Source organism: Streptomyces sp. NPDC007971 (assembly GCF_042958635.1).
GTDB lineage: Bacteria > Actinomycetota > Actinomycetes > Streptomycetales > Streptomycetaceae > Streptomyces.
Genome location: NZ_JBIBJK010000008.1, coordinates 44,649 through 67,820, shown reverse-complemented (window position 1 = coordinate 67,820; position 23,172 = coordinate 44,649). Strand labels below are relative to the sequence as shown.

Below are 23,172 nucleotides of genomic sequence, written 5' to 3'. Positions count from 1 at the left end.
ACCCGGAGCCGTCCGGAGGAGGGCAAGGAGGGCCGAGCCATGCCACAGGACAGGGACGCCCGGCCGGGCACCCGGAGCCACCCGCTCGGAGCCGGCGGTGAGAACGCCCTCGTGGATGACCCGATGCCGGAGGACGGGCTCGGCGCGCCCTTGCCGGGCGAGCTGTCCGGGCGGGAGGCACGGACCACGGAGGGCCTGGCCCCGGACGCCTGGCCGGCCGTGCCCTGCCCGGCCCCGGCCGCGCGGACCGCGCAGGCCGGCGACACCGTGCACACCCCCCTCCTCCCGTACGAGGAGGCGCAGCGGTGCCAGGCGCGACTGCGACAGGCGGCCGCCGCCTTCGCCGACGCACCGCGGGCCGCCGTCGAGGACGCCGACCGGGCCCTGGAGGAGATCGCCGAGCGGTTCGGCCAGGCCCTCGCGCGGCGCCGCCGGACCCTGCGCACGTCCTGGCAGGACGCCGGCGAGAAGGACACCGAGCAGCTGCGCCCGGTCCTGCACGACTACGAGGAACTGGCCGAGCGCCTGCTACGTCTGTGACCGCGGCGCGTCCGGCCGCCGCCCCTCCCCGGCCGCCGAGGCCCTGCGCTGCCGCCACTCCCGTACGACCTCCTCGACGTCGTAGGGCTTCTTGCCCAACGGCGGGCCGGGCGGCGGCTTGAACATCATGTCGCGGATCTTCACGTTGATCTCGGTGATGATCTTCCGGACGATCCGCTCCGAGGGCGCCGCCAGGGCCGCCGCGAGCGCGTCCTCGGCCTCCTTGCGCAGGGCCAGCGCCGGCGGCAGCACGGCCAGCCCCTCGCGGGCCATCTTCCGTTTGATCCACCACAGTTCGTCGTAGGCGGAGTCGAGGCCGTCGGGCAGCGGCTCGCCCGCGCCCGGCAGCCGGTCGAACTCACCCCGCTGCTGCGCGTCACGGATCTGATGGTCGACCCAGGACTCGAACGGGAGGCCCGGTGGCTTTCGCTCGGTCATGACCCCATTGTGCCGGACGCGGCCGGGCCGGGCGTTCTATCATGCGGCGGCGGTGCGGCAAACGGGCCACCGCACAAGGACGTTGCGGACGTCGCGGATGTTTCAGGGGGAAACGCACGTGCTCGAACTGACCATGGCCACCGTCTCCGGTGCCGACGCGGGCGCCACGGCCGGCATGACGATGGCCGATGCGCCCAGCGAGCCGGGCGCCGTGCTGCGCGTGGGCCGGGACGCCGCCGTGTGCCGGCTGGTCACGCCCGAGGACTGGCTGTTCGTCTCCCGGGTCCACCTGGAGTTCCAGTGCGGCCCCGACGGCGGCTGGCAGGTGGCCTGGCTGCGCGGCTCCCAGGCCGAGCCCTCCTCGGAGGTACGGCTGATCGTCGGCGAGTACGCGCAGACCGTCGCCTACGGCTCGGCCGTGGCGCTGCCGCGCGGCGGCTCCGGCGAGATCGTCGTTCAGGACCGCACCGCCCCGCGCAGCGTCAACGTGGGCTTCTACCACGAGATGTGAGCCCCCCGGGGGGCCGGGAGCTCAGCCCAGTACCCGGACCAGCGCGAAGCCGTCGTACCCCTTGCTGCCCACCGTCTGGACCGCCGTGCCGGTCAGCCGCGGGTGGGCGGCGATCAGCTCGATGGCGGCGCGGATGCCGACGATGTCCGGGTCGGCGCTGTCGGCGTCGACGACCCGGCCGCCTCGCACCACGTTGTCGACGACGATGAGGCTGCCCGCGCGGGTGAGCCTGAGCGCCCACTCCACGTAGTGCGGGTTGTTGGACTTGTCGGCGTCGATGAAGACCAGGTCGAAGGGGGCCGGGTTCTCGTCGGCGAGCTTGGGCAGCGACTCCAGGGCCGGGCCCACCCGCACCTCCACGATCCGGTCCAGGCCCGCGCGGGCGATGTTGCGGGTGGCCACGTCGGCGTGCCGGGCGTCGTACTCCAGCGAGATGAGCCTGCCGTCGGCGGGCAGGGCGCGGCCCAGCCAGATCGTGCTGTACCCGCCGAGCGTGCCGATCTCCAGGATGTTCCTGGCCGCCTGGATCTCGGCGAGCAGCTGGAGGAACTTGCCCTGGGTGGCCGTGACGCTGATGTGCGGCAGTCCGGCGGCCTCGCTGTCCCGCAGGGCCGCCTGGAGTACGTCGTCGTCCGGCGTGAGGTGGCTGCTGAAGTAGAAGTCGACGTCGTCCCAGACCTGCGACCCGCTCATGCGCCTGCTGCCTTTCCCGAGTGTCTCCTCGAGTCTCTTCCCGAGGCTCCTTGGCACTTCCCCCTGCATGGTCTCAGCCGAGCGGCGCCGACGGGGAGAACGGCGGCGGGGGCTGCACCGGCGGCGGGGGAGTCACCGGTCGCCGGGCGCGTCGTACGACGAGCAGCGCGACGGCCGTGACAAGCAGCAGCAGGCCGCCGCCGACGGTCAGCAGCCAGGCCGGGATCCCGGCCGCCTCGCGCAGCCGGTCGTCGTAGATCACGTGCTGGACCGGAGTGTCGACGGGGGCGCGGCGCAGCTCGTGGTCGCCGGAGATCCGGCGGGGATCCGGGAACTGCTGGGTCAGGGCCGTCAGGTACGGGGTGCCCGCCGCGAGTCTGCCGAGGGCGCCGGCGGGCCGGTCGAGGCGGCCCGCGAAGGCCACCTCGGGCTGCAGTCCGCCGATCGAGGTCCGGGTCTGCATGCGGTGCGCGGCCAGCACGTACAGGCCGAGCGACTGCGGCAGGCTCGCCAGGCGGGACAGCCGCATCGGGTAGACCGGGCCGTCGCTGGCGAACGTGAGGTGCAGCGGGTCGAGGGCGCCCTGCAGCGGGGCGTGCGAGGCCTTCGGCGCGAGCCGTACCGCCACGTACTCCCAGTGCCGGTCGACATACGGCTGCAGGGCGGTCCTGAGCCTCGCCGGGAACGTGAAGCCGTGCCCGCGCAGCCAGGTGTCCAGGGCGGCCGGGTCGGTGGCGGTCAGCCGGGCCACGTCGAACGGGCCGAGCCGCTGCCGGCCGACCACGCCCACGCCGGCGGCCGCCGGGGGCGGGGCGGCGGCGCCGACCGTGTCGTGGCTTTCGAAGGGCCAGTCCCCGTTCTTCGGCCAGAAGTGGTACCGGGTGCGGTGCACGGGGGCGATGGCCTGGTTCAGCTGGTCGAACAGGGCCGGGTCGCCGAGCTCGACCGTCGCCCGGTGCGGGACGGGCATGATCCAGGCGGCGTCCCGGGCGTCGCCGCCCACCGTCAGCCGCATGACGATCTGCTCCTGACGGCCGTCCCAGCGCAGGACGGACTGCTCGCTCGCGACGGAGATGCGCTGGGAGGCCTGCGGGATCATGGCACCGCAGCCGCACGCGTAGGCCGGCGCGATCAGCCAGCCGAGCTGTACGCCGAGGACTGCGAGGACGAGTGCGAGTATGCGGGGCCGGTTCACGGGGCTACAGACGGCACCGGCGGGTGATCGGTTCCGGCGGCCGGGGGTGCGCCGGGGCGGGCGGCCCTCCTTCGGGTGCGGGTCCGTGGGGGCTTGTCGCGCAGTTCACCGCGCCCCTTTGGGGGTGCGGCCCCGTTGGCCGAGCAGTCCACGCCGGGGTGCTTGACGGGCGGCTGCGGGTGCGTGGGTTCCTTGGAGGTGGCGGGGGTGCAGTCCCCTGGGGGCGCGGGGAACTGCGCGAACAGCCCCCGCACACCCGCACCCGGAAGCCGGCCGCAGGCTCAGCGGCGCCCGGACCTACCGCTCCACCGCCGGCGCCGACCCGGGCAGCGGCCGCCCGGCACACTCACTCATCCGCCACACCGCAAACCCGCCCACAACAGCCGCGGCCATCATGTAGTACGCGGGCATCATCATGTTCCCGGTCGCCCCGATCAACGCCGTGACCACCAGCGGAGTCGTCCCGCCGAACAGCGACACCGACACGTTGAACCCGATCGAGAGGGAGCCGTAGCGGACCCGGGTCGGGAACAGAGCGGGCAGCGCGGCCGGCATGGCCGCCGTGAAGCAGACCAGCAGCAGCCCCAGCGCCCCCATACCGAGCCCCACGGCCACCAGGCTGCCCTCACGGATCAGCAGCAGCGCCGGGACGGACAGGAACAGGAACCCCGCGCAGCCCGCGGCGATCACCGGACGGCGGCCGACCCGGTCGGTCAGCGCACCGGCGAACGGCTGCACGATCATCATCAGCACCATCACCGCGAGCACGACCAGCAGCCCGTGGGTCTCGTCGTACTTCAGCTCACTGGTCAGATAGCTCGGCATGTACGACAGCAGCATGTAGTCGGTGACGTTGAAGACCAGTACCAGGCCCATGCACAGGAGCAGGGCCTTCCACTGCCCCGTCACCATCTCGCGCAGCGGCACCTTCGGCCGGGCGGCCTCCGCCTTCTCGGCCTCGGCCGCGAACGCCGGGGTCTCCTCGAGGCGCATCCGCAGGTACAGCCCGATGATGCCCATCGGGCCCGCGATCAGGAACGGGATCCGCCAGCCCCAGGAGAGCAGGTCGTCCGTGGAGAGCAGGGCCGTCATCAGCGTGACCAGACCCGCGCCGCCGATGTAACCGGCGAGCGTGCCGAACTCCAGCCAGCTGCCGAAGAACCCGCGCCTCTTGTCCGGCGCGTACTCGGCGATGAAGGTCGACGCGCCCGCGTACTCGCCGCCGGTGGAGAAGCCCTGCACCAGCCGGGCGGCCAGCAGGAGCAGCGGCGCTCCGACGCCGATCGCCCCGTACGACGGGATCAGGCCGATCGCGAAGGTGCCCGCCGCCATCATGATCATGGTCAGGGCGAGGACCTTCTGGCGGCCCACTCGGTCGCCCAGCGGGCCGAACACCATGCCGCCGAGGGGGCGGACCAGGAAGGCCGCGGCGAAGGCGCCGAACGTGGACAGCAGCTGTGCGGTCGGGTTGCCGGAGGGGAAGAAGACCTTGCCCAGGGTGACCGCGATGTAGCTGTAGACACCGAAGTCGAACCACTCCATGGCGTTGCCCAGCGCGGCCGCCTTCACGGCGCGCTTGACGAGCGCGGGGTCGGTGACGGTGACGCCGGCCGGAGCCTCGGCGGCCCGCGGGGTCTTCGGACGGGGGGTGACGGCTGTGGCGGTCGCCAAAACGGGGCTCGCCTACCTTTCGACGGGGACAGGGACGCGGCCCGGACGGCGGCGGTGGCGTGCGGCGGGCCAAGAAGCGACGATAGGTGTAGTTCGCGCCCTTACGTCCTGTGTGCGGGTCAATGCATAGTGCAGCTAAATGGTGGCTGTGCAGCCACGTCTGCCCGCTGCGTCGGTGTATTACCGGCCCTTTGCTGTGATCCTTCTCGCGCTCGGAGAGGGCAACCCCACACCCCTCCGACTGTCGTCTTCCGGACAAAAGGCGAACGGACGTCAGGTGAATCGGGGGTTGCCTGCGTCTTCCTCCGCGGCGTCTGCGAGCCTCGGAGGGATCGCAGTGGGAGCCCGGAGTATCCGACGCCGGGGCGAACGGGGCGGGAGGCCGACGAAGCGTGGCGAACGTGGAGCACGGCGGGCGGGCGACGGATGTCTTCGGGGCGGCTGCGGACGGGGCCCGGCTGAGAGCCGCCCGGCTCGCGCTGTGGGCGGTGGCCGCGATCCTCGCGATACGGCAGATGGCCGTGGTCCTGACCACCCCGAGCGGCGAGCGGCTCACCGCTCTGGAGACCTGGGTCGGGCCGCACGGCGTCCTGCACGTGAAGGGCTCGCTGTACGACTCGACGCAGTTCACCGGCACCCCCTTCGCCGGGCTCGTGCTCAAGCCGCTCACCAAGTCCGCCGAGCAGGCGCTCGGCTGGGGCTGGACCTTCGGCACCCTGCTCCTGGTGGTCGCCCTCGGCCTGGTCGCCGCCCGTGCGCTGCCCGAGCCGGTCGGCCGCCGCACCTCGCTGCTGGCCACCCCGGTCGCCATCAGCCTGCTCATGCTGTCGTTGCCGGTCCGCAACACCCTGTGGCTCGGACAGACCAGCATCATCCCGGTCCTGCTGGTGCTGCTCGGCTGCTTCACGGTCCGCGGGGAGCGGGCCAGTGGCCTGTGCATCGGCCTGGCCGCCGCGCTCCAGCCGACCGTGCTGCTCTTCGCCCCGCTGCTGTGGTTCACCGGCCGCCGCCGCGCCGCCCTCGCCGCGCCCGCCGCCTTCGCCGCGTGCACGGCCCTCGCCTGGGCCGCGCTGCCGCACGACTCGTACACCTACTGGGTGCACCACATGGGCGGGGCCGGCCTCGGCGGCAAGGCCGACGCACTCGCCAACCAGTCCCTGCACGGCGCCCTGCTCCGGCTCGACCTGACCGGCCCCCTGGAGATAGCCGTCTTCCTGGTCCTGGGCGCGGCCGTGGCGGCCCTCGCCCTGCGCCGCGCCGTCCGCTACGCCCGCGACGGCCAGCTGCTGCTCGCCGTCGCCGTCACGGGCTGCGCCGCCGTCGCCGTCTCCCCGACCGCCTGGCAGCACCAGCTGCTGTGGGTGCTGTTCGCGGTGGTCGGCAGGGTCGGCAGCCGGGCCTCGGACCGCTTCGTCTGGCCGGTCGCGGTCGTCGTGGTCACGACCCTCCCGGCGAAGATGATGCTGCCGAACATGCCGGTCCTGTTCCCCCTGCGGGACAACATCGTGCTGCTCGCGGCCCTGGCCGCGGCCACGGCCGTACCGTTCCTGTCCCGCACCTCGCCGTACTACCGGGCGCCCGTCCCCACCGAGTACGCCCCGCCGGTCCCGGCCCGCTTGCACGGCGTGCCGCTGCTGCCCGTGCTGCGCCGGGTGCTCACCCGCCCGAACCTGCTGCTGGAGCTGCTGCTCATCCGTGTCGTGTACGCCGCCTACCAGCAGGTACGGCTCGCGGCCACCGGAGGCAGCAACTCCGAGGGCCGCGCGGCGGCCGAACACCACGGCCGCCTCGTCCTCGATCTCGAACGCGCGCTGCACATCGACATCGAACACGCGGTCAACCACGCCGTGGTGAAGATCGACTGGCTGCGGAGCTTCTTCGACTTCTACTACGAGTCCTTCCACTTCGTCGTCCCGCTGACCATCCTCGGCGTCCTGTACTGGCGGCGCCCGGTCGACTACCGCTGGGCCCGCGCCTCCCTGGGCTTCGCCACCTTCCTCGCCCTGATCGGCTTCTGGCTCTTCCCGCTGGCACCGCCGCGCCTGATGCCGGCGCTCGGCATGATCGACACCGTCCACGGCGTGCAGGACTTCTCCAAGCCGGACTACGGCACCCTGACCGCGCTCACCAACCAGTACGCGGCGATGCCCTCCCTGCACTTCGGCTGGGCGCTGTGGTGCGGCATCGTCATCGCGGTGATCGCCCCGAAGTGGTGGATGAAGGCCCTCGGCCTGCTGCATCCCTTCCTGACGGTCTCGGCCATCGTCGCCACCGGCAACCACTGGGTGCTGGACGCGGTGGGCGGGGCGGTGGTGGTGTCCGCGGGCTTCGGCCTGTCGTACCTCTTCCAGGGGCCGCGGGCGCGGACGGTGACGGCGGTGGCGGCCCAGGCCGCACCGGAGCGGGTGAAGGACCCGGCCCCGAGCTGACCGCGCCGTGTCGTCGGCCTGCGGCGGCCGGCGGACTGCCGCGCCGCCGTCCTCGCCCGCGGCCGTCCTACAGCCGCTGGATGATCGTCCCGGTGGCCAGCCCGCCCCCGGCGCACATCGTGATGAGCGCGAACTCCTTGTCGGCGCGCTCCAGTTCGTGCAGGGCGGTGGTGATCAGGCGGGCGCCGGTCGCGCCGACGGGGTGGCCGAGGGCGATCGCGCCGCCGTTGACGTTGACCTTGGCGAGGTCCTGTCCGAAGACCTGGGCCCAGCTCAGCACGACGGAGGCGAACGCCTCGTTGATCTCGACGAGGTCGATGTCCTTCAGGGACATGCCCGCCTTGCCGAGGACGGCCTTGGTGGCGTCGATGGGGCCGTCGAGGTGGAAGTGCGGGTCGGCGCCGACCAGGGCCTGGGCGACGATCCGCGCCCTCGGCCTCAGCTTCAGGGCCCGGGCCATCCGCTTGGAGGCCCACATGATCGCGGCGGCGCCGTCGGAGATCTGCGAGGAGTTCCCGGCCGTGTGGACGGCCGTGGGCATCACGGGCTTCAGGCCGGCCAGCGCCTCGGGCGAGGTGTCGCGCAGCCCCTCGTCCTTGTCGACCAGGCGCCACATGCCCTGCCCGGCGTGCTGCTCCTCCTCGGTGGTGGGCACCTGCACGGCGAAGGTCTCCCGCTTGAACCGTTCCTCCGCCCAGGCGCCGGCCGCCCGTTCCTGGGAGAGCAGGCCCAGCCCGTCCACGTTCTCGCGGGTCAGTCCGCGGTGCCGGGCGATCCGCTCGGCGGCCTCGAACTGGTTGGGCAGGTCGACGTTCCACTCGTCGGGGAAGGGCTTGCCCGGCCCGTGCTTGGAGCCCGAGCCGAGCGGGACCCGTGACATCGCCTCGACCCCGCAGCTGATCCCGACGTCGATCACGCCCGCGGCGATCATGTTGGCCGCCATGTGCGAGGCCTGCTGCGAGGAGCCGCACTGGCAGTCCACGGTCGTGGCCGCCGTCTCGTACGGCAGGCCCATGGTCAGCCAGGCGGTGCGCGCGGGGTTCATGGACTGCTCGCCGGCGTGGGTCACCGTGCCGCCGACGATCTGCTCGACCGCGTCGGCGGGGATGCCTGTGCGGCCGAGGAGTTCACGGTAGGTCTCGCCCAGGAGGTAGGCGGGGTGCAGATGGGCGAGCGCGCCGCCGCGCTTGCCGATCGGGGTGCGTACGGCTTCGACGATCACGGGTTCCGCGGCCATGGGGGTGCGTCCTCTCCTCGGTCGCCCGCGCGACGTGGGGGTGTCCCGGCCCGCCCGCCACGCAGAACTAGAACGCGTACTAGTTCTGCTTGCAGTCTGCTGACATCGTGTCCACTGCCGCAAGGGTCGTGCAGGCCCGGAAGTCGCGATCTGCACGAATTTCGCACGCAATTGGGGCCGCCGCATGTCTTGCCACTTGTAGAACCCGTTACTACCTTCACGGCAGCCTGTAGTCCTGATGAGCCGTCAGATGGGTCGTCAGTATGGATCGCCAGCACGGACGACGGGAGTCGCCGATGCACTGCCCCGCGCTGCCCGACGGGTTCGACCTCACCGACCCCGACCTGCTGCACCACCGTGTGCCCCTCCCGGAGTTCGCCGAGCTGCGCCGCACCGAGCCGGTCCGCTGGATCGCGCAGCCGCACGGCCTCGCGGGCTTCGCCGACGACGGCTACTGGGCCCTGACCCGGCATGCGGACGTCAAGTACGCCTCCACGCACCCTGAGCTGTTCTCCTCGTACCTCAACACCGCGATCATCCGCTTCGGCGAGCGCATCCAGCGGGACGCGATCGACGCCCAGCGGCTGATCCTGCTGAACATGGACCCGCCCGAGCACACACGGGTCCGCCAGATCGTGCAACGCGGCTTCACGCCGCGCTCGATCCGGGCCCTGGAGGAACGCCTGCGCTCCCGTGCCGAGGCGATCGTCACGGCGGCCCGCGCCCATGCGGGCCCGTTCGACTTCGTCACCGAGGTCGCCTGCGAGCTTCCCCTGCAGGCCATCGCCGAGCTGATCGGCGTGCCGCAGGAGGACCGCTCCAAGATCTTCGACTGGTCCAACAAGATGATCGCCTACGACGACCCGGAGTACGCGATCACCGAGGAGGTCGGCGCCCAGTCGGCCACCGAGATCATCGCCTACGCGATGAACATGGCCGCCGAACGCAAGCAGTGCCCGGCGCACGACATCGTGACGACGCTGGTGGCCGCGGAGGACGAGGGCAACCTGAACTCCGACGAGTTCGGCTTCTTCGTGCTGATGCTGGCGGTGGCCGGGAACGAGACGACCCGCAACGCCATCACCCACGGCATGCACGCCTTCCTCACCCACCCTGAGCAGTGGGACCTCTTCAAGCGCGAGCGTCCGGCGACGACGGCCGAGGAGATCGTCCGCTGGGCCACCCCGGTCAACGCCTTCCAGCGCACGGCCACCCAGGACACCGAACTCGGCGGCGTGCACATCAGGAAGGGCGACCGGGTGGGCCTCTTCTACGCCTCCGCCAACCACGACCCCGAGGTCTTCGCGTCCCCCGACGCCTTCGACATCACCCGCGACCCCAATCCCCACCTGGGGTTCGGCGGCGGAGGCCCGCACTTCTGCCTCGGCAAGTCCCTCGCGGTCCTGGAGATCGACCTCATCTTCCACGCGATCGCCGACGCCATGCCGTCCCTGCGCCTGGCCGGCGACCCCCGCCGACTGCGCTCCGCCTGGATCAACGGCGTCAAGGAACTGCGGGTCACCACGGCCTGACCCACGGTCGGGGCCGACGGCACCCGGCGCCGCCGGCCCACCCCGAGGGAGGCAGGAACACTCCCGTCCCTATGCCCGGTTCCTGCCTCCCCCGAGGCCCGCACCTCACTCCCGCCCCGAGGCCACCGCCGCCAGCACCCCCGAGGCCACCGCCGCGAGCAGGAGCGGAAGGGCCAGGCCGTGGTGGAGGATCAGCCAGGCGCCCAGGCAGGCGCCCGCCAGCATGGCGACCACCGCGGCCGCGCGGCGCAGGGCGTGGCGGCCCGTGGCGTCGCCCAGGCGGGACTCGGCGGCCAGTCCGGTCAGGGTCATCGTCAGGACGGTGGTCGTCGTCAGCTCGGCGACGCGCAGCTTGCGGACCGTCGCATTGCGCAGGCCCATCGCGAACGCGGTGAGGGCGATGAGGGCGTACCGGGTCCCGCTCGTGTCCGGCCGGGCGAAGGCGACCGCGGCCGCGACGCCGACCAGGAGTGCCTCCGCCGCCAGGGTGAGCCGGGTCCAGGCGCGGCGCGACCCGCCGTCGCAGTGGGCCGCCATGCGGCCCCCGGCCACCGCGCCCAGCAGGAAGCAGGCCAGCGAGGTGGCCGTGTGGGGGGCCGAGAAGCCGGGGGCGCCGGCGGCGGCGAAGCCGAGGACCACCACGTTGCCGGTCATGTTCGCGGTGAAGACGTGTCCGAGGCCCAGATAGCTCACCGCGTCGATCAGGCCGCTGACCACCGTCAGCGTCAGGAGCACGACCACCAGCCGCACCCCGCGCTCCTCCGGGTCGGCCGTCGGTGCCGTCATCGTTCCTCCGGTCGGCCGCACGGACAGGGGGGTGACGGGTCCACCGCGGGTGCGGGGGACTCTCGGACGTCCCGGCGCAGCGTGCGTCCACAGCGTTCGGTGGCTGACATGCGACATGCGCACATCAGGCGAAATCACCCGCTCATCGGAGGGCATGCAGCCCGGTCGGCGTACGGGGACCGCTGGAAGCCGGACGTGCCGGTGGCGCGGTACGCCGGTGACGCGGCACGGCGGTGGCGAGGGTACGGAGGTGGCCGACGGTACGGCGGTGGCGAGGGTACGGCGGCGGGGACGGCACGGGCGTGCCGATCGGCACGCCCGCACATGCGCGCGCACCCTCGCCCGGTGTGGGGCGAGGGTGCGGGGGCGGGACAGGGGCCCGTCGGCCGATGAGGGTCGTGCCGGGCGGCGCCGACCGGTATCGCGCGCTCGTTCGGCGGTGCGGTGCGGCCCGGTGCGCTCGTTCGGCGGCGGGGTCCGGTGCCTGGGGGCCGGGAGCCGGGTGGCTCAGTACCAGCCGTTGGCCTGCCAGAAGCTCCAGGCCTGGACGGGGCTGCCGTAGCGGGAGTTCATGTAGTCCAGACCCCACTTGATCTGGGTGGCCGGGTTGGTCTTCCAGTCCGCGCCGGCGGAGGCCATCTTCGAGCCCGGCAGGGCCTGGACCAGGCCGTAGGCGCCGGAGGAGCTGTTGGTGGCGGACGCGTTCCAGCCACTCTCGTGCTCGACGATCTTGCTGAACGCGTTGAACTGCGCGGCGTCCGGGATCATCTTGTGCGCGACCGCCTGGGCGGAGGAGGCCTCGGTCGTGGCGGCCTGGGCGGGCGCCGCGGCCAGCGCCATACCGGCGGTGGCGGCGGCCACGGCGGCGGCGGTGAGGGCCTTCTTCGGGGAGGCGATGCGGCGGATGAAGGAGACGGACACGGAGAACCTCTTGCGTCGGGGACAGGGGGCCGCCCGTATGTCCGGGCCGTGTTTCACGCGGTGGCCCCTACGGCGGCGCCGCGACCCGTTCGGGTTCGTGGCGCCTGGCGACGTCGTCCACAGAACCAGCCCGCAAGCCGGTCCGCAATGACCCCTTTTACTAGTTGTGGCCGGATCGAGGGGAAAGGTCGCTTGTGTGGCGTGGCTCTCACTGTGCAGGTCGGAGGGGGTGCGTGAAGGGATGTATCGGACATACGAGACAACGATCGCGGATCGTAGGTGACCTGCGTCATGTGGGGTGCTTCACCGCGCGCCTCACCGCACGGAAACGGCCCCTCACTCAGCGGGTGCGTCGAACGTGACCGCGGTCTCGAAAGCGGCACGCCGGGTGGCCCGGCGCAGCGCACGCAGCAGCGCCGGGCCGAGGACCAGCGTGAGCACGACCGTGCAGAGAGCCCGGCCCAGGTCCCAGCCCATGGAGGTGGCCAGGCAGTAGGCGGCGAAGCGGGCCAGGTTGGCGGGCACCGCTGCGTGCGGGTCGAAGGCGATGTTCGAGGTCAGGGCACCCATGAAGGGCCAGCCGGCCAGGTTCATGATCGTGCCGTAGGCGAAGGCCGCCACAAAGCCGTAGCAGGCCAGGAGCGAGACCTCGCCCCTGCCGCGCAGGCGGACTTGGCCCGGGAGCAGCCCGGCGCCCATCGTGAACCAGCCCATCGCCAGCATCTGGAACGGCATCCACGGGCCGACCCCGCCCGTGAGCAGCGCGGACGCGAACATCGTCACCGAGCCGAGGACGAAACCGAAGCCGGGGCCGAGCACCCGGCCGCTGAGCACCAGCAGAAAGAACATCGGCTCGATCCCGGCCGTGCCCGCGCCGACCGGACGCAACGCCGCCCCGGTCGCGGCCAGCACGCCCAGCATGGCGACGGCCTTCGGGCCCAGCCCGGACTCGGAGATCGTCGCGGCCACCACCGCGACCAGCAGCACCAGCAGGGCCGCGAAGAGCCACGGCGCGTCCTCGGCGTGCGCGCTGAGCCCGGAGTCCGGCGGCGCGAGGAAGGGCCAGCAGAAGGCGACCACACCCACCGCGCTGACCAGCACCAGCGCGGCGAGCGAACGGGCGCCGAGACGGACGGCGCGGACCCGGGCCCGCGGGGCCGTCATGCCAGGGCCTTTCGGACCTCGGCCACCGTCAGCCACTGCTGCGGCGCCAGGATCTTGGTGACCTGCGGGGCGAAGGACGGCGAGGAGACCACGATCTCCGCGGTCGGCCCGTCGGCGATCACCTCGCCGTCGGCGAGCAGCACCACCCGGTGCGCGATCTCGGCGGCCAGCTCCACGTCGTGCGTGGCCAGGACGAGCGCGTGCCCCTCGGCGGCCAGGGCGCGCAGCACCGTCACCAGGCGGGCCTTGGCCGCGTAGTCCAGGCCGCGGGTCGGCTCGTCGAGCAGGAGCAACGGAGGACGGGCGGTCAGGACCACCGCGAGGGCGAGCGCCAGACGCTGGCCCTCGGAGAGGTCCCGCGGATGTGTGTCGTCCGTGATGCCCGGCAGCAGCTCGGACACCAGGGCCCGGCAGGTGCCGGGCTCGGCACCCGCGTCCCGGTCGGCGGCCGTGCACTCGGCGCCCACCGTGTCGGCGTACAGCAGGTCGCGCGGCTCCTGCGGGACGAGGCCGACCCGGCGCACCAGCTCGCGGGGCGCGGTGCGGTGCGGGACGGCTCCGCCGACGCGGACCGTGCCGGACGACGGCTCCACCAGCCCGACCAGCGAGCCCAGCAGAGTGGACTTCCCTGCGCCGTTGCGGCCCATCAGCGCGATGGTCTCTCCGGGGGCCACGGCCAGGTCGACGTGGCGCAGCGCGGTGATCCGGCCCCGCCGGACGGCCAGGGCGCGCACCTCGGCGACCCGCTCGGGCACTCCCGGGCCGGGCACGACGGCCCGCCGGAACAGCCGACGAAGCGGACCGCCGGTGCCGGGGGCCGCCTCGGTCGCCCGGTCCCCGGCGGCGGACACGGTCCCGCGCGACGGAATCCCGACGGCGGACGACGCCGACTGCCGTCCCGGGACTTCGTCGGTGGGGGCCGTCTGCTGGGCCGGGACCCCGCCCGTGGGCGTCGGCTGCTGGGCAGGGGCCCGGGTGCCGGGCGCGGGCCGATGCGTCGCCCGGGCTCCGATGCCGGACTGCGGCTCGTTCGGGTCGTGGGCACCCGTCAGCCGTTCGCGCAGCTCACCGGCGCGACGGCGGGCGTCCCGCACGGTCAGCGGCAGCGGGGACCAGCCCGCCAGCCGCCCCAGGTCCACCACCGGCGGGTACACCGGCGAGAGGGCCATCACCTCGGCCGGGTCGCCGCACAGCGGGGCGGCGCCGGGAGCGGGCAGCAGGACGACCCGGTCGGCGTACTGGATCACGCGTTCCAGACGGTGCTCGGCCAGCAGCACCGTCGTACCGAGGTCGTGGACCAGGCGCTGCAGGACGGCCAGGACCTCCTCCGCCGCGGCCGGGTCGAGCGCCGAGGTCGGCTCGTCGAGCACCAGCACCCGGGGATGCGGGGTGAGGACCGAGCCGATCGCGACCCGCTGCCGCTGCCCTCCGGAGAGCGTGGCGATGGGGCGGTCGCGCAGGTCGGCGAGGCCCAGCAGATCCAGGGTCTCCTCCACCCGGCGCCGCATCACCTCCGGGGCGAGCCCCAACGACTCCATGCCGTAGGCGAGTTCGTCCTCCACCGTGTCCGTCACGAAATGCGCGAGCGGGTCCTGCCCCACCGTGCCCACCACGTCGGCGAGTTCGCGCGGCCGGTGGGTACGGGTGTCCCGGCCGGCCACCGTGACCCGGCCGCGCAGGGTTCCGCCGGTGAAGTGCGGAACCAGCCCGCTGACCGCGCCCAGCACGGTCGACTTGCCGACCCCGGACGGGCCGACGAGCAGGACGAGTTCACCCTCCGGCACCTCGAAGTCGACACCGCTCACGGTCGGTTCGGACGCGCCCTCGTAGGTGACGGCGACCTCCTCGAAGCGGATCACGACGGCTCCTTGGAGTCATGGGGGGCCTTGGGCACGACGAAGGCGGGCAGCAGCGCCAGCAGGACGGCTGCGGCCGGCCACAGGGGAAGGGTGGGGGCCGTCAGGGGGACGACGCCCGGGTTCAGCGCGTCCGGATCCCGTGCGGCGGCGAGCGTGAGCAGCGCGGCGACGGCGGCGCCCGAGCCCGCGACCAGCCAGGCACGCACGCCCCAGGGCTCCGGGCGGTACCGGGTGCGCGGGGTGCGGCGGCCGCCCAGGCGCAGGCCCGCGAGCGCGGCGACCACTCCGGCGCCCAGCACCGGCAGCCCGTAGGTGCCGCCCTCGGCGGTGAGCAGTCCGTACGTTCCCGCGCACACGCCGAGCAGGCCGCCGAGGGTGAGCGCGGCCGTCGTACGGCGCACCGAGGCGGGGACCTCGGCGGTACGGCCGTAGCCGCGGGCGTCCATGGCGGCGGCGAGGGCGACGGAACGCTCCAACGCGCCCTCCAGCACCGGCAGTCCCACCTGCAGCAGGCCCCGTACACCCCGGTCCGGGCGGCCGCGCAGCCGGCGGGCCGCACGCAGCCGCTGGACGTCGGCGATGAGATGGGGCGCGAAGGTGAGCGCGACGACGACGGCCACGCCCGTCTCGTACAGGGCGCCGGGCAGGGACTTCAGGAGCCGGGCCGGGCCGGCGAGGGCGTTCGCGGCGCCGACACAGATGAGGAGGGCGGCCAGCTTCAGGCCGTTGTAGCCGGAGAAGAGGAGGGCTTCCGCGGTGACCTCACCGCCCAGACGGATGCCCTGGGCCCAGTGGGGGAGGGGGACTTCGGGGAGGGTGAGCAGGGTGTGGGTGCCGGGGACGGGGGAGCCGAGCACGACCGTGAAGGCGAGGCGCATGAGGAGGACGGCGACGGCGAGCTTGGCGAAGGCGGTGTAGGAGCGGGACCAGGGGGCGGCGGAGCGGTGGGTGGCCACGACGTAGCCGGCGGCCGCTATGAGGAGGGTGAGGAGGAGGGGGTTGGTGGTGCGGGTGGCGGCGGTACCGAGCCCGAGCGACCAGAGCCACCAGGCCCCGGGGTGAAGCGGGGCGGGGCGCTGATGCCGGGCCGGGGGCGCGACCGCCGCCCGGCGCTGTCGGGGTACCGCTGCGCCCGCCCTTCCCCGCTCTCGGCTCCGCTCAAGCGGGGGGACCCCGATCGCCCCAGCGGCACGACTGCCCGCAACCAGGCGGACACGATGACCCGCACCCGCCCCGACGCGACGGCCCGCAGCCATGACGAGCCTGCCGCCGGAGGTGGCGTGATTCCCCAGGGGCGCGGGGAGCTGCGCGACCGGCCCTCGCGAATTCGCGGCCGGCGGACGAGCGTGCTGGTTCGTAGCGGGGCCGAGTTTGTCGCTGGGGGTGGCGTGATTCCCCAGGGGCGCGTGGAAGTGCGCGACCGGCCCTCGCGAATTCGCGGCCGGCGGACGAGCGTGCTGGTTCGTAGCGGGGCCGAGTTTGTCGCTGGGGGTGGCGTGAATCCCCAGGGGCGCGTGGAACTGCGCGACCAGCCCCCGCCAACCCGCAGCCACCCGACGGCCCGCAGCCAGGCGCCACCCCGTACTCAGGCGCTGCCCCGTACTCAGGCGCCACCCCGCAGGAACACCGCTAGACATTCCCGCGCCGCCGCGCCTGCCACACCGCCGCACCGCCCAGAAGCACGACCACGGCCACGCCGATCGGCAACCCCAGTGAAGGGCCGCCGTCCGACCCCTTCTGCTGCTTCCCCGGCGTCTCCGGCGTCGCCGACTTCTGCGAGCCACCGGCGGCCACCTGCTCCCCGCACCCCTTCTTCGGATACCCGACGATCGCGCACAGCAGGGCGTTCGAGTCGTAGCGCAGGGGACCCGCCACCGCGGCCAGGGCCTCGGCCGTCGTGGCGTCGGGGGCGACCCGCGCACAGGCAGTGCGGCGGGCGGGCGGCGTCTCGCCGGACGGCGCATCCGCCGCCGTGCCGGAGTCGATGACCAGGGCCACCCGCTTCGTGCCCGTCTTCGCGGGCGTGTCCGCGCAGATCGTGGCGAAGTCCGCCGTGCCGCGCGGCCGGCTCGCGTCCGCGGAATCCGCGCTCACCGCGAAACGGAAGCCCTGGACCGCACCGTCGTCGGGGCGGGCGGTCGAGGGCCCCTCGGTGGCGTACGTCCAACGGCCGCCGTCCCGCTCCCAGAAGGACCAGTAGCGGTATCCGGCGGCCTGCGCCTGGGCGCAGGCACCGGCCACGAGGACGAGCGCGGCGACGAGCAGGGCCGTGGCACGGCGGACGGCGGTCACGGCTGCTGCCGCTTCCGGCGGCCGCTGAGCAGGAAGCCGATGCCGATGCCGGCGACGAGACCGACACCGACGATCCACCAGACCTTCGTGCCCGTCTCGTGCTTCGACTGCTTCGCCTCGGTGTGCCCGGCCTTCGCGGCCTGCGGTGCCGGCCCCGTGGCGTCGAGCGCCCGCACCAGATCGGTTCCGCCGAAGTCGCGCGGGTTCTCGCCCATCGCGTGGGCGGCGAAGATCAGCTCGGCGTAGGCGGCCGGGCTGGTCTGCTGCGCCCACTTCACCGCGTTCTTCTCCAGCCAGGCGTACGGCTTCTTCGCCTGCTGCGTCGAACCGGTCGCGGCGAGCGCGACGACCGCGTCCGCGGTGTTGCCGTAGTCGGGCTGGTCCTTGGCACCCGCCAGGGAGGACATGAGATGGCCGGTCCCGGCGACGGCGCCGGCGAGGTACGCGGCGGCGTTGTCCGCCATCTGTGCCGGGGTGGGCTTGCCGGAGGCCGCGCAGGCGGGGGCCTTGTCGCGGGTCTTGCCGGGCTCGACGACGAAGCCCTTGCCGAGCGCGCCCAGCACCCCGGCCGCGGACGCGTCCGCGTTGGCGGCCGGCTTGCCCTTCTTGGCCGCCTGGTAGGCGAACGCGCCGCCGCCGTCCGCGGAGCAGGGGATGGACAGCGTGGCCAGCGCATCGAGCGGGCTCTTGCCCTCGGGGCGCAGCCCGTCGGCGTTCTCACCGGCCGCGGTGAGGGCGCCGATGACGTCGGCGGTGTGGTTGGCGTCGGTCGGCTGACCCGGTGCGTAGCCCCAGCCACCGTCCTTGTTCTGCGTCCTCTTCAGCCAGGTCACGGCCTTGTGGACCTCGCTGTCGTGCCCGCCGAGCGCGTGCAGGGCCTGGACGGCCACGGCGGTGCTGTCGATGTCCGGCTGGGCGCCGCCCTTGCCCAGGCAGGGCTTGGCCGGGTCCGCGCGGAAGGCGGGGAAGCCCCCTTCGTCGCACTGCTGGCCGACCAGCCAGTCGACGGCGGAGGAGGCCGGACGCTGGCCGAGCGTGTGCTGTGCGAGCAGGGCGAACGACTGGCGCCACACCCCGTCGTAGGTCGGGTCGGTCTTCCCGAACAGCCCCGACGGGATCGGCGTCTTCGGGGAGGGGGACGGGCCGGCGGCCATGGCGGGTGCGGCGGCGGCCAGCACGCCTATGGCGGCGAGAGCCGCGGCGCTGCGGCGGACGTTCATGGTCGGCGACTGCCTCTCCTGCGGGGAACCGGCAGCGCACGGGGACCCCCGGGCGGCTCGGCTCCGTAAACCTCGACGGTGCCGTGCGCGACGGGTCGTCGTGCACGTGAGCCGGTCAACGTTCCGTGCGAGGCGGTCCGGCTCACCGTGCGAGACGGCTTACGGCTGCGGGTCAGCGCCGGAATTGCACCGGCTTCCCCCCGTACGAGTGTGATGACGACCCCGCCACTTTACCGGCAGCCGCGCGCGGGCCGAGGGGTGGTCGTGGGCACAGCGCGGCGGTGACCAGGGTCACGGCCACGACGACTGCGGCGGACCGTACCCCTCCGGGCGTCGGCCGGATCATGCTCGTCCTGGCGCCGGCCGGACCGCGCTTGTGCTGGCGTCGGCCGAAATGCACTCGTCCTGGCGTCGGCAGGACGGCGTTCGTCCTGGCGTCGCCCGGATCGTGCTCGTCCTGGCGTCGTCGCCCGGACCATGTGAGCCCCGGCGTTGGCCGGACGGCGCTCGTCCTGACGGCGGCCGGACCATGTTGCCCTGGCGTCGGCCCGATCGTGCTCGTCCGCGGCTCAGGCCGCCTGGGGGCGCAGGGAGCCGACGGCGACGTCCAGGTAGTTCGCCATCCGGTGCAGTGCGCGGGCGCACTCCGGGGGGTCCTCGCCCTCGGCCACCCAGTGGGCGAGCCGGTCGGCCGGGCCGGCGTGCCAGGCCGCCGTGACCTCGTCGCCGGCCTGCCGGGTGAGGACCATGCGCTCGGCGGACGGCTCGTGCGCGACGGCCGGATCCAGGTCGAGCCGGGTCAGCCGGCCGGTCGCGGCCGGGTAGGCGAACTGGATCGCGGCGGCCCGCTGCCGGGTCGGGGCCACGGCCGGCAGCCCGCCGGTGGCCAGGGCCGCGGCGGCCCGTGCGAGATCGACGCCGGTGGCCCGCTCTACCAGCAGCGGGATCAGATCACCGGGCAGGTGCGGGACGACGTCGGTGACGCGGGGCCCGCGGGCGGTGAGCCGCAGACCGATGTGCACGACGGTGTGCGCGAGACCGAGCGCCCGCACGGTCCGCTCCACCGTGTGCCGCAGGAACGGGTTGTGCAGCAGCCCGTCGTGGGCGTGCACGACGTGACGCAGCGGCTGCCGGGCGGGGGGCGGGCCCGGAGTCGTACGGGTGAGGGCGGCGATGCGGACCTCGTCGTCGAGGACGACGGTCTCGGCGGAGACGAGCGGTCCCTCGGTGTCGTCCCGGCCGGCCGGCGCGATGGCGCGGCGGGCCAGCAGGGACCGTAACGCGGCCGGATCGGCGCAGGCCCGGGCCGTCTCCTCGGGGATGCGGGGCAGCCCCAGCCGGGCGGCGATCCGGGCCGCGGCGGGCAGGTGGCCGCGGGTCCAGGTCAGCACGCCGCATATCCCGTACCGGGCCGCGTGCCGCGCGACCGCCTCGGCCGTGGCCGGCCCGTGGCCCGGGTCGGCCACGATGTGGCCGGCCAGATAGGGCAGCGCCCAGCCGGGCGGGGCGGCGCCGGCCAGGACCACCGGGTGGGCCGCGGCGATCCGCGCCAGCGCGAACTCGCCGTACGCGGCCCGCCGGACGGCCCCGAGCAGAAGGACGGGATGCGGCATGGTCGCCTCGCCATCGCGGGGAGAGTGCGGACAGAGGAACGCCCCGGATGCTGCTCCCCCATAGGCAGCACCCGAGGCGGGTCGATCTTGCTCTCTGTGTCTCGATCCTCACCCACCGCACCGTCAACTGTCAACGATTACTGCCTAATTCCGCAGGAGGTGTTGGCGCATCTGGTCGGCGCACGGGTGACCGGGTAGCCTCGCGTCAGCCAGCCACCGAACGGACGACACGCCCAGGGGGGACCTCGGTGAGTGACACCCATGCCCCGCTGGCCGCTGCGCTGGAGCGGCTCGGGGAGCTGACCGGCCGCCCCGGCCGGCTGCCGGAGGTCCTGGACGTGACCGACCTCTCCCATCGCACCGGCATTCCCGTCGGCGTCGTCGTCGAACTGCTCTCCGGAGGCCGCGCGCCCGAGGCCTGCCTCGCCCAGCGGGTGCGGCAGCGGCTGGACTTCATCCGGGAGACCCGGCGGCGCCCCGACGGCAAGCGGTACTCGCTCGACGAACTGGCCCGGATCGCGGGAACCAGCAGGCAGTGGCTGAGCGAGTGGCGCAAGAGCGGTATGCCGGGCCTCGAACACGTCGACCGGCTGCGCAGGTTCTTCGGTCTGCCGGCCGGCTTCTTCGCGGCGGACGAACCGGAGGCGCTGCACGAGGCGTTGCAGCCGGTGCTGCAGAGCCTGGAGGCGGAGGCGGACCCGCTGCTGCGGCTGCGCGAGTGCGGACTGGTCCGGCTGGCCGCACGCGCCCCGCAGATGAACGCCCGTCAGCTGGCCACCCTCGCCGACCTGGTGGAGATGATCATCACCTCGGGGCAGGGCGAGAGCGTCGGGGAGCCGGGCGAAGGCTCCGGGCAGTCGGGCGCGAGCTTCGCGAACTCGGGTGAGAACTTCGCGAACTCGGGCGCGAGCTTCGCGAGGTCGGGCGAGAGCTTCGGGGAGTCGAAGGTCGCGGGTCGCTCCTGATCCGGTTCCGGCGGTCACCCGGACGCTCAGTCGCCGAAGGTGTAGGGGTCCAGGGCGTCGATCGGGACGTGCTCCATGAGCATCCGCTCGCCGACGCCCGTCTCCTTGGCCATCTGGATCAGGACGTCCAGGGCCACATGGTCCTCCAGGGCGTACCCGGTCGAGTCGAAGACCGTCGTCCGGTTCCGGTAGGGCGCCCAGCGTTCGGGGTGGGCGCACACGGCGGACAGCCGGGGCCCGATCTCGGGCTCGGACAACTGCTGGCACTCGCCCTCGTGCCGCGCCTGGTCCAGGTGGTCGGGTACCACGAGTGCCACGCGCAGCAGCGGGAGCGGAAGCTCGGTCCTGCCGACGGAGTCGGCCCCGACGGCGTTGATGTGCACGTGGGGCTGCAGACCCTCGGCGGACAGCACGGGACCCTCCCCGACCGCCACGGTGGTGGCGGTGCAGATGATGTCGGCCCTGGCGGCCAGTTCCGCGAGGCCGGCCCGGCGCACCTCCAGATCCAGAAAGCCCACGCGGTCCCGGAAGGAGGCGGCATGGCTCGCCTCGACGTCGTGGACGAGGATCTCCGTCAGGGGGAAGAGGCGGCTCAGCGCATGGGCCTGGGTCACCGCCTGGGCGCCCGCCCCCACCAGGCCCAGCACCCGGCTCTCCGGCAGCGCCAGCATCCGGCTGGCCACGGCGGAGGCCGCGCCCGTGCGCACCGCGGTGAGCAGCCGCGCGTCGCACACCGCGGTCAGCCGGCCGGTCACGTCGTCGAAACGGGCCAGTGTCCCGCTGAGGGACGGTAAGTACTGAGGGACCGTCGGGAGGGAGGGGGTGTACGACACCGTCTTGAGCGTCATGCACTCACCGGGCAGGTGGTACGGCATCCACTCGATCGCCCCGGTGTCCCCGGGGCCCCTGCCGAAACCGGCCCGGGGGGGCGCAACCCCCCTGCTCCTGCCGGCCAGGGCCCGGTGCAGCCGGTCGATGACCAGATCGGCGAAGAGGTCGCGGCCGCAGAGCTCGACTATTTTTCCCACGTGGCGTTGCGTCAGAACCAGGGCGTCCATGTTCTTCCTTCCGGGTCGGGGTGGGCAGCGCTCAGCCCTGAGCGGATACGCGGGGAGATCGGTCGGCGTTCGCCGGGCATCCTTACGCCGGCTGTTCCGAGACCGGGGGAAGGCGGGGGCGGCAGGCGATGAGCCCAGGCCGTGAGCGGTGGTGCCGGCCTGGGGTGCCAAGGGCTCAGACAACCGCCATCGCAGGTGTGTGGTGATCCTGCTACCGCGCTCCTTCGGATGTCAAGATCTTCTGCATTGCCCTGCAGATGGAGCCGACGCTCTGGTTGTCGGGAAGATGACCGGATACGCTCACGTCTGCCTCAGCACCAGAACAGACGACGCCCCCCGGAGAACGCTCGGTGGCTCACGACGACGCATATGCCAGGCTGGCCGAAACCCTCAAGTCCCTGCACTTCGCGGCAGGGGGGCCGGAGCGGCTCGCCGAGGCCGAGGCCGTGGACGTCGCCGCACTGTCCCTGCAGACGGGCATCGAGCGGCATGTCGTCGCCGCCCTCCTGGGCGGCGGCCGCGCCGAGGAGACGTCCGTGCCCGCCCGGGTGCGCGGGCGGCTGGATTTCCTCCGTGTGCACTATCTGCGCAAGGACGGCAAGCCGTACTCCCAGCAGGAGTTGGCCGCCATCGCCGGTGTCACCCGGCAAACCCTCAGCGAGTGGTACAAGAGGGGCCTGCCCAGTCTGGAGGCCGCCGAGAGGCTGCGTCAGTTCTTCAACCTCACGCCGGGGTTCTTCACGACGGACGAGCCCACGGCCCTCAACCTCGCCCTCGTCCCGGTGCTGCAGGAGCTGGAGCGCAAGTCGGACCCGCTCGGACCGTTGCGGACCAAGGCGATGTACCGCCTGGCGCGCCGGGCCCCGAGCATGCCGGACGGCGCGCTGGAGGGCCTCCTGTACTGGGCGGAGCGGATCACCCGCCCGCAGGACGGGGCCGGCGGGGCAGCCCGGGGGCCGCAGGTGCAGGGTGTCGAGAGGGCCGGCCGCGAAGGGGCGTGAAGGCGCCGCGTTTTGGCCACTTGTCACGCCGTCAAGCACCCCGTTTC

20 protein-coding genes and 1 riboswitch are annotated in these 23,172 nt (G+C 73.4%); of the genes, 6 read left to right on the top strand and 14 right to left on the bottom strand.

Features of this window, described 5'->3' with window-relative positions; all coding sequences use genetic code 11:
- Nucleotides 1-39: 39 nt before the first annotated feature.
- Nucleotides 40-540 (top strand): hypothetical protein, encoded by a 501-nt coding sequence (locus ACFZCP_RS18225; RefSeq protein ID WP_391428030.1) that lies wholly within the window; start codon nt 40-42, stop codon nt 538-540.
- Here the strand turns inward: ACFZCP_RS18225 and ACFZCP_RS18220 are convergent.
- A complete protein-coding gene (locus ACFZCP_RS18220; RefSeq protein ID WP_391428029.1) occupies nt 529-978 on the bottom strand; it encodes a DnaJ family domain-containing protein in 450 nt (149 codons plus the stop codon). The two genes, ACFZCP_RS18225 and ACFZCP_RS18220, sit on opposite strands and share 12 nt — an antisense overlap.
- A 118-nt stretch (nt 979-1,096) precedes the next feature.
- Here ACFZCP_RS18220 and ACFZCP_RS18215 point away from each other — a divergent pair, with 118 nt between their 5' ends.
- Nucleotides 1,097-1,489 (top strand): hypothetical protein, encoded by a 393-nt coding sequence (locus ACFZCP_RS18215; RefSeq protein ID WP_362679072.1) that lies wholly within the window; start codon nt 1,097-1,099, stop codon nt 1,487-1,489.
- 21 nt (nt 1,490-1,510) lie between these two features.
- Here the strand turns inward: ACFZCP_RS18215 and ACFZCP_RS18210 are convergent, their stop codons facing one another.
- The 3 genes from ACFZCP_RS18210 to proP all read right to left on the bottom strand — a co-directional run bounded on the left by ACFZCP_RS18210 (nt 1,511) and on the right by proP (nt 5,048).
- Nucleotides 1,511-2,182, bottom strand: a complete 672-nt coding sequence (locus ACFZCP_RS18210) for a class I SAM-dependent methyltransferase (protein ID WP_391428028.1) — start codon at nt 2,180-2,182, stop codon at nt 1,511-1,513.
- A gap of 73 nt (nt 2,183-2,255) precedes the next feature.
- Nucleotides 2,256-3,377 (bottom strand): DUF2330 domain-containing protein, encoded by a 1,122-nt coding sequence (locus ACFZCP_RS18205; RefSeq protein WP_391428027.1) that lies wholly within the window; start codon nt 3,375-3,377, stop codon nt 2,256-2,258.
- A gap of 297 nt (nt 3,378-3,674) precedes the next feature.
- Nucleotides 3,675-5,048, bottom strand: a complete 1,374-nt coding sequence (proP, locus tag ACFZCP_RS18200; RefSeq protein ID WP_362679081.1) for a glycine betaine/L-proline transporter ProP — start codon at nt 5,046-5,048, stop codon at nt 3,675-3,677.
- Nucleotides 5,049-5,440: 392 nt separating this feature from the next.
- Here proP and ACFZCP_RS18195 point away from each other — a divergent pair, with 392 nt between their 5' ends.
- On the top strand, nt 5,441-7,477 hold the full coding sequence (locus ACFZCP_RS18195; protein ID WP_391428025.1) for a phosphatase PAP2 family protein: 2,037 nt from the start codon (nt 5,441-5,443) through the stop codon (nt 7,475-7,477).
- A gap of 67 nt (nt 7,478-7,544) precedes the next feature.
- On the opposite strand, the gene ACFZCP_RS18190 is transcribed toward ACFZCP_RS18195, so the two are convergent.
- A complete protein-coding gene (locus tag ACFZCP_RS18190) occupies nt 7,545-8,714 on the bottom strand; it encodes a steroid 3-ketoacyl-CoA thiolase (protein ID WP_391428024.1) in 1,170 nt (389 codons plus the stop codon).
- 296 nt (nt 8,715-9,010) lie between these two features.
- Between ACFZCP_RS18190 and ACFZCP_RS18185 the strand changes: the two genes are divergently transcribed.
- Nucleotides 9,011-10,246 (top strand): cytochrome P450, encoded by a 1,236-nt coding sequence (locus tag ACFZCP_RS18185; RefSeq protein ID WP_391428023.1) that lies wholly within the window; start codon nt 9,011-9,013, stop codon nt 10,244-10,246.
- 105 nt (nt 10,247-10,351) lie between these two features.
- On the opposite strand, the gene ACFZCP_RS18180 is transcribed toward ACFZCP_RS18185, so the two are convergent.
- The 8 genes from ACFZCP_RS18180 to ACFZCP_RS18145 form a co-directional block, all read right to left on the bottom strand.
- Nucleotides 10,352-11,032: a DUF1275 family protein gene (locus ACFZCP_RS18180; protein WP_391428022.1), complete on the bottom strand. Its 681-nt coding sequence runs from the start codon at nt 11,030-11,032 to the stop codon at nt 10,352-10,354.
- Between the two features lie 507 nt (nt 11,033-11,539).
- Nucleotides 11,540-11,953: a transglycosylase SLT domain-containing protein gene (locus ACFZCP_RS18175; protein ID WP_391428020.1), complete on the bottom strand. Its 414-nt coding sequence runs from the start codon at nt 11,951-11,953 to the stop codon at nt 11,540-11,542.
- A gap of 336 nt (nt 11,954-12,289) precedes the next feature.
- Entirely contained in the window at nt 12,290-13,117 is an 828-nt protein-coding gene (locus tag ACFZCP_RS18170) for an ECF transporter S component (RefSeq protein ID WP_391428018.1), read from the bottom strand.
- The gene (locus ACFZCP_RS18165) at nt 13,114-14,976 is read right to left on the bottom strand and encodes an ATP-binding cassette domain-containing protein (RefSeq protein ID WP_391428017.1); all 1,863 of its coding nucleotides are present in this window, start codon (nt 14,974-14,976) and stop codon (nt 13,114-13,116) included. Before ACFZCP_RS18165 ends, ACFZCP_RS18170 begins: the two co-directional genes overlap by 4 nt.
- The gene (locus ACFZCP_RS18160) at nt 14,973-16,154 is read right to left on the bottom strand and encodes a CbiQ family ECF transporter T component (RefSeq protein WP_391428319.1); all 1,182 of its coding nucleotides are present in this window, start codon (nt 16,152-16,154) and stop codon (nt 14,973-14,975) included. The genes ACFZCP_RS18165 and ACFZCP_RS18160 overlap by 4 nt, the downstream gene beginning before the upstream one ends.
- Nucleotides 16,155-16,605: 451 nt before the next feature.
- The gene (locus ACFZCP_RS18155; protein WP_391428016.1) at nt 16,606-17,268 is read right to left on the bottom strand and encodes an SCO2322 family protein; all 663 of its coding nucleotides are present in this window, start codon (nt 17,266-17,268) and stop codon (nt 16,606-16,608) included.
- Nucleotides 17,265-18,488 carry a prenyltransferase/squalene oxidase repeat-containing protein gene (locus tag ACFZCP_RS18150; protein WP_391428015.1) on the bottom strand — a complete coding sequence of 408 codons (1,224 nt, stop codon included), beginning with the start codon at nt 18,486-18,488 and terminating at the stop codon, nt 17,265-17,267. The genes ACFZCP_RS18155 and ACFZCP_RS18150 overlap by 4 nt, the downstream gene beginning before the upstream one ends.
- Before the next feature lie 113 nt (nt 18,489-18,601).
- Nucleotides 18,602-18,728, bottom strand: a riboswitch (cobalamin riboswitch).
- A gap of 329 nt (nt 18,729-19,057) precedes the next feature.
- Nucleotides 19,058-20,101 (bottom strand): hypothetical protein, encoded by a 1,044-nt coding sequence (locus ACFZCP_RS18145; protein WP_391428014.1) that lies wholly within the window; start codon nt 20,099-20,101, stop codon nt 19,058-19,060.
- 248 nt (nt 20,102-20,349) lie between these two features.
- Between ACFZCP_RS18145 and ACFZCP_RS18140 the strand changes: the two genes are divergently transcribed.
- Nucleotides 20,350-21,066: an XRE family transcriptional regulator gene (locus ACFZCP_RS18140; RefSeq protein WP_391428013.1), complete on the top strand. Its 717-nt coding sequence runs from the start codon at nt 20,350-20,352 to the stop codon at nt 21,064-21,066.
- A gap of 26 nt (nt 21,067-21,092) precedes the next feature.
- Here the strand turns inward: ACFZCP_RS18140 and ACFZCP_RS18135 are convergent, their stop codons facing one another.
- Nucleotides 21,093-22,124 carry an ornithine cyclodeaminase family protein gene (locus ACFZCP_RS18135; protein ID WP_391428011.1) on the bottom strand — a complete coding sequence of 344 codons (1,032 nt, stop codon included), beginning with the start codon at nt 22,122-22,124 and terminating at the stop codon, nt 21,093-21,095.
- Between the two features lie 350 nt (nt 22,125-22,474).
- Here ACFZCP_RS18135 and ACFZCP_RS18130 point away from each other — a divergent pair, with 350 nt between their 5' ends.
- On the top strand, nt 22,475-23,125 hold the full coding sequence (locus ACFZCP_RS18130; RefSeq protein WP_391428010.1) for a helix-turn-helix domain-containing protein: 651 nt from the start codon (nt 22,475-22,477) through the stop codon (nt 23,123-23,125).
- Nucleotides 23,126-23,172: the final 47 nt, after the last annotated feature.

Coding starts and splice junctions, on each gene's coding strand:
- ACFZCP_RS18225 (WP_391428030.1), top strand. CDS start 40: ATGCCACAGGACAGGGACGCCCGGCCGGGCACCCGGAGCCACCCGCTC.
- ACFZCP_RS18220 (WP_391428029.1), bottom strand. CDS start 978: ATGACCGAGCGAAAGCCACCGGGCCTCCCGTTCGAGTCCTGGGTCGAC.
- ACFZCP_RS18210 (WP_391428028.1), bottom strand. CDS start 2,182: ATGAGCGGGTCGCAGGTCTGGGACGACGTCGACTTCTACTTCAGCAGC.
- ACFZCP_RS18190 (WP_391428024.1), bottom strand. CDS start 8,714: ATGGCCGCGGAACCCGTGATCGTCGAAGCCGTACGCACCCCGATCGGC.
- ACFZCP_RS18185 (WP_391428023.1), top strand. CDS start 9,011: ATGCACTGCCCCGCGCTGCCCGACGGGTTCGACCTCACCGACCCCGAC.
- ACFZCP_RS18180 (WP_391428022.1), bottom strand. CDS start 11,032: ATGACGGCACCGACGGCCGACCCGGAGGAGCGCGGGGTGCGGCTGGTG.
- ACFZCP_RS18170 (WP_391428018.1), bottom strand. CDS start 13,117: ATGACGGCCCCGCGGGCCCGGGTCCGCGCCGTCCGTCTCGGCGCCCGT.
- ACFZCP_RS18150 (WP_391428015.1), bottom strand. CDS start 18,488: ATGAACGTCCGCCGCAGCGCCGCGGCTCTCGCCGCCATAGGCGTGCTG.
- ACFZCP_RS18145 (WP_391428014.1), bottom strand. CDS start 20,101: ATGCCGCATCCCGTCCTTCTGCTCGGGGCCGTCCGGCGGGCCGCGTAC.
- ACFZCP_RS18135 (WP_391428011.1), bottom strand. CDS start 22,124: ATGGACGCCCTGGTTCTGACGCAACGCCACGTGGGAAAAATAGTCGAG.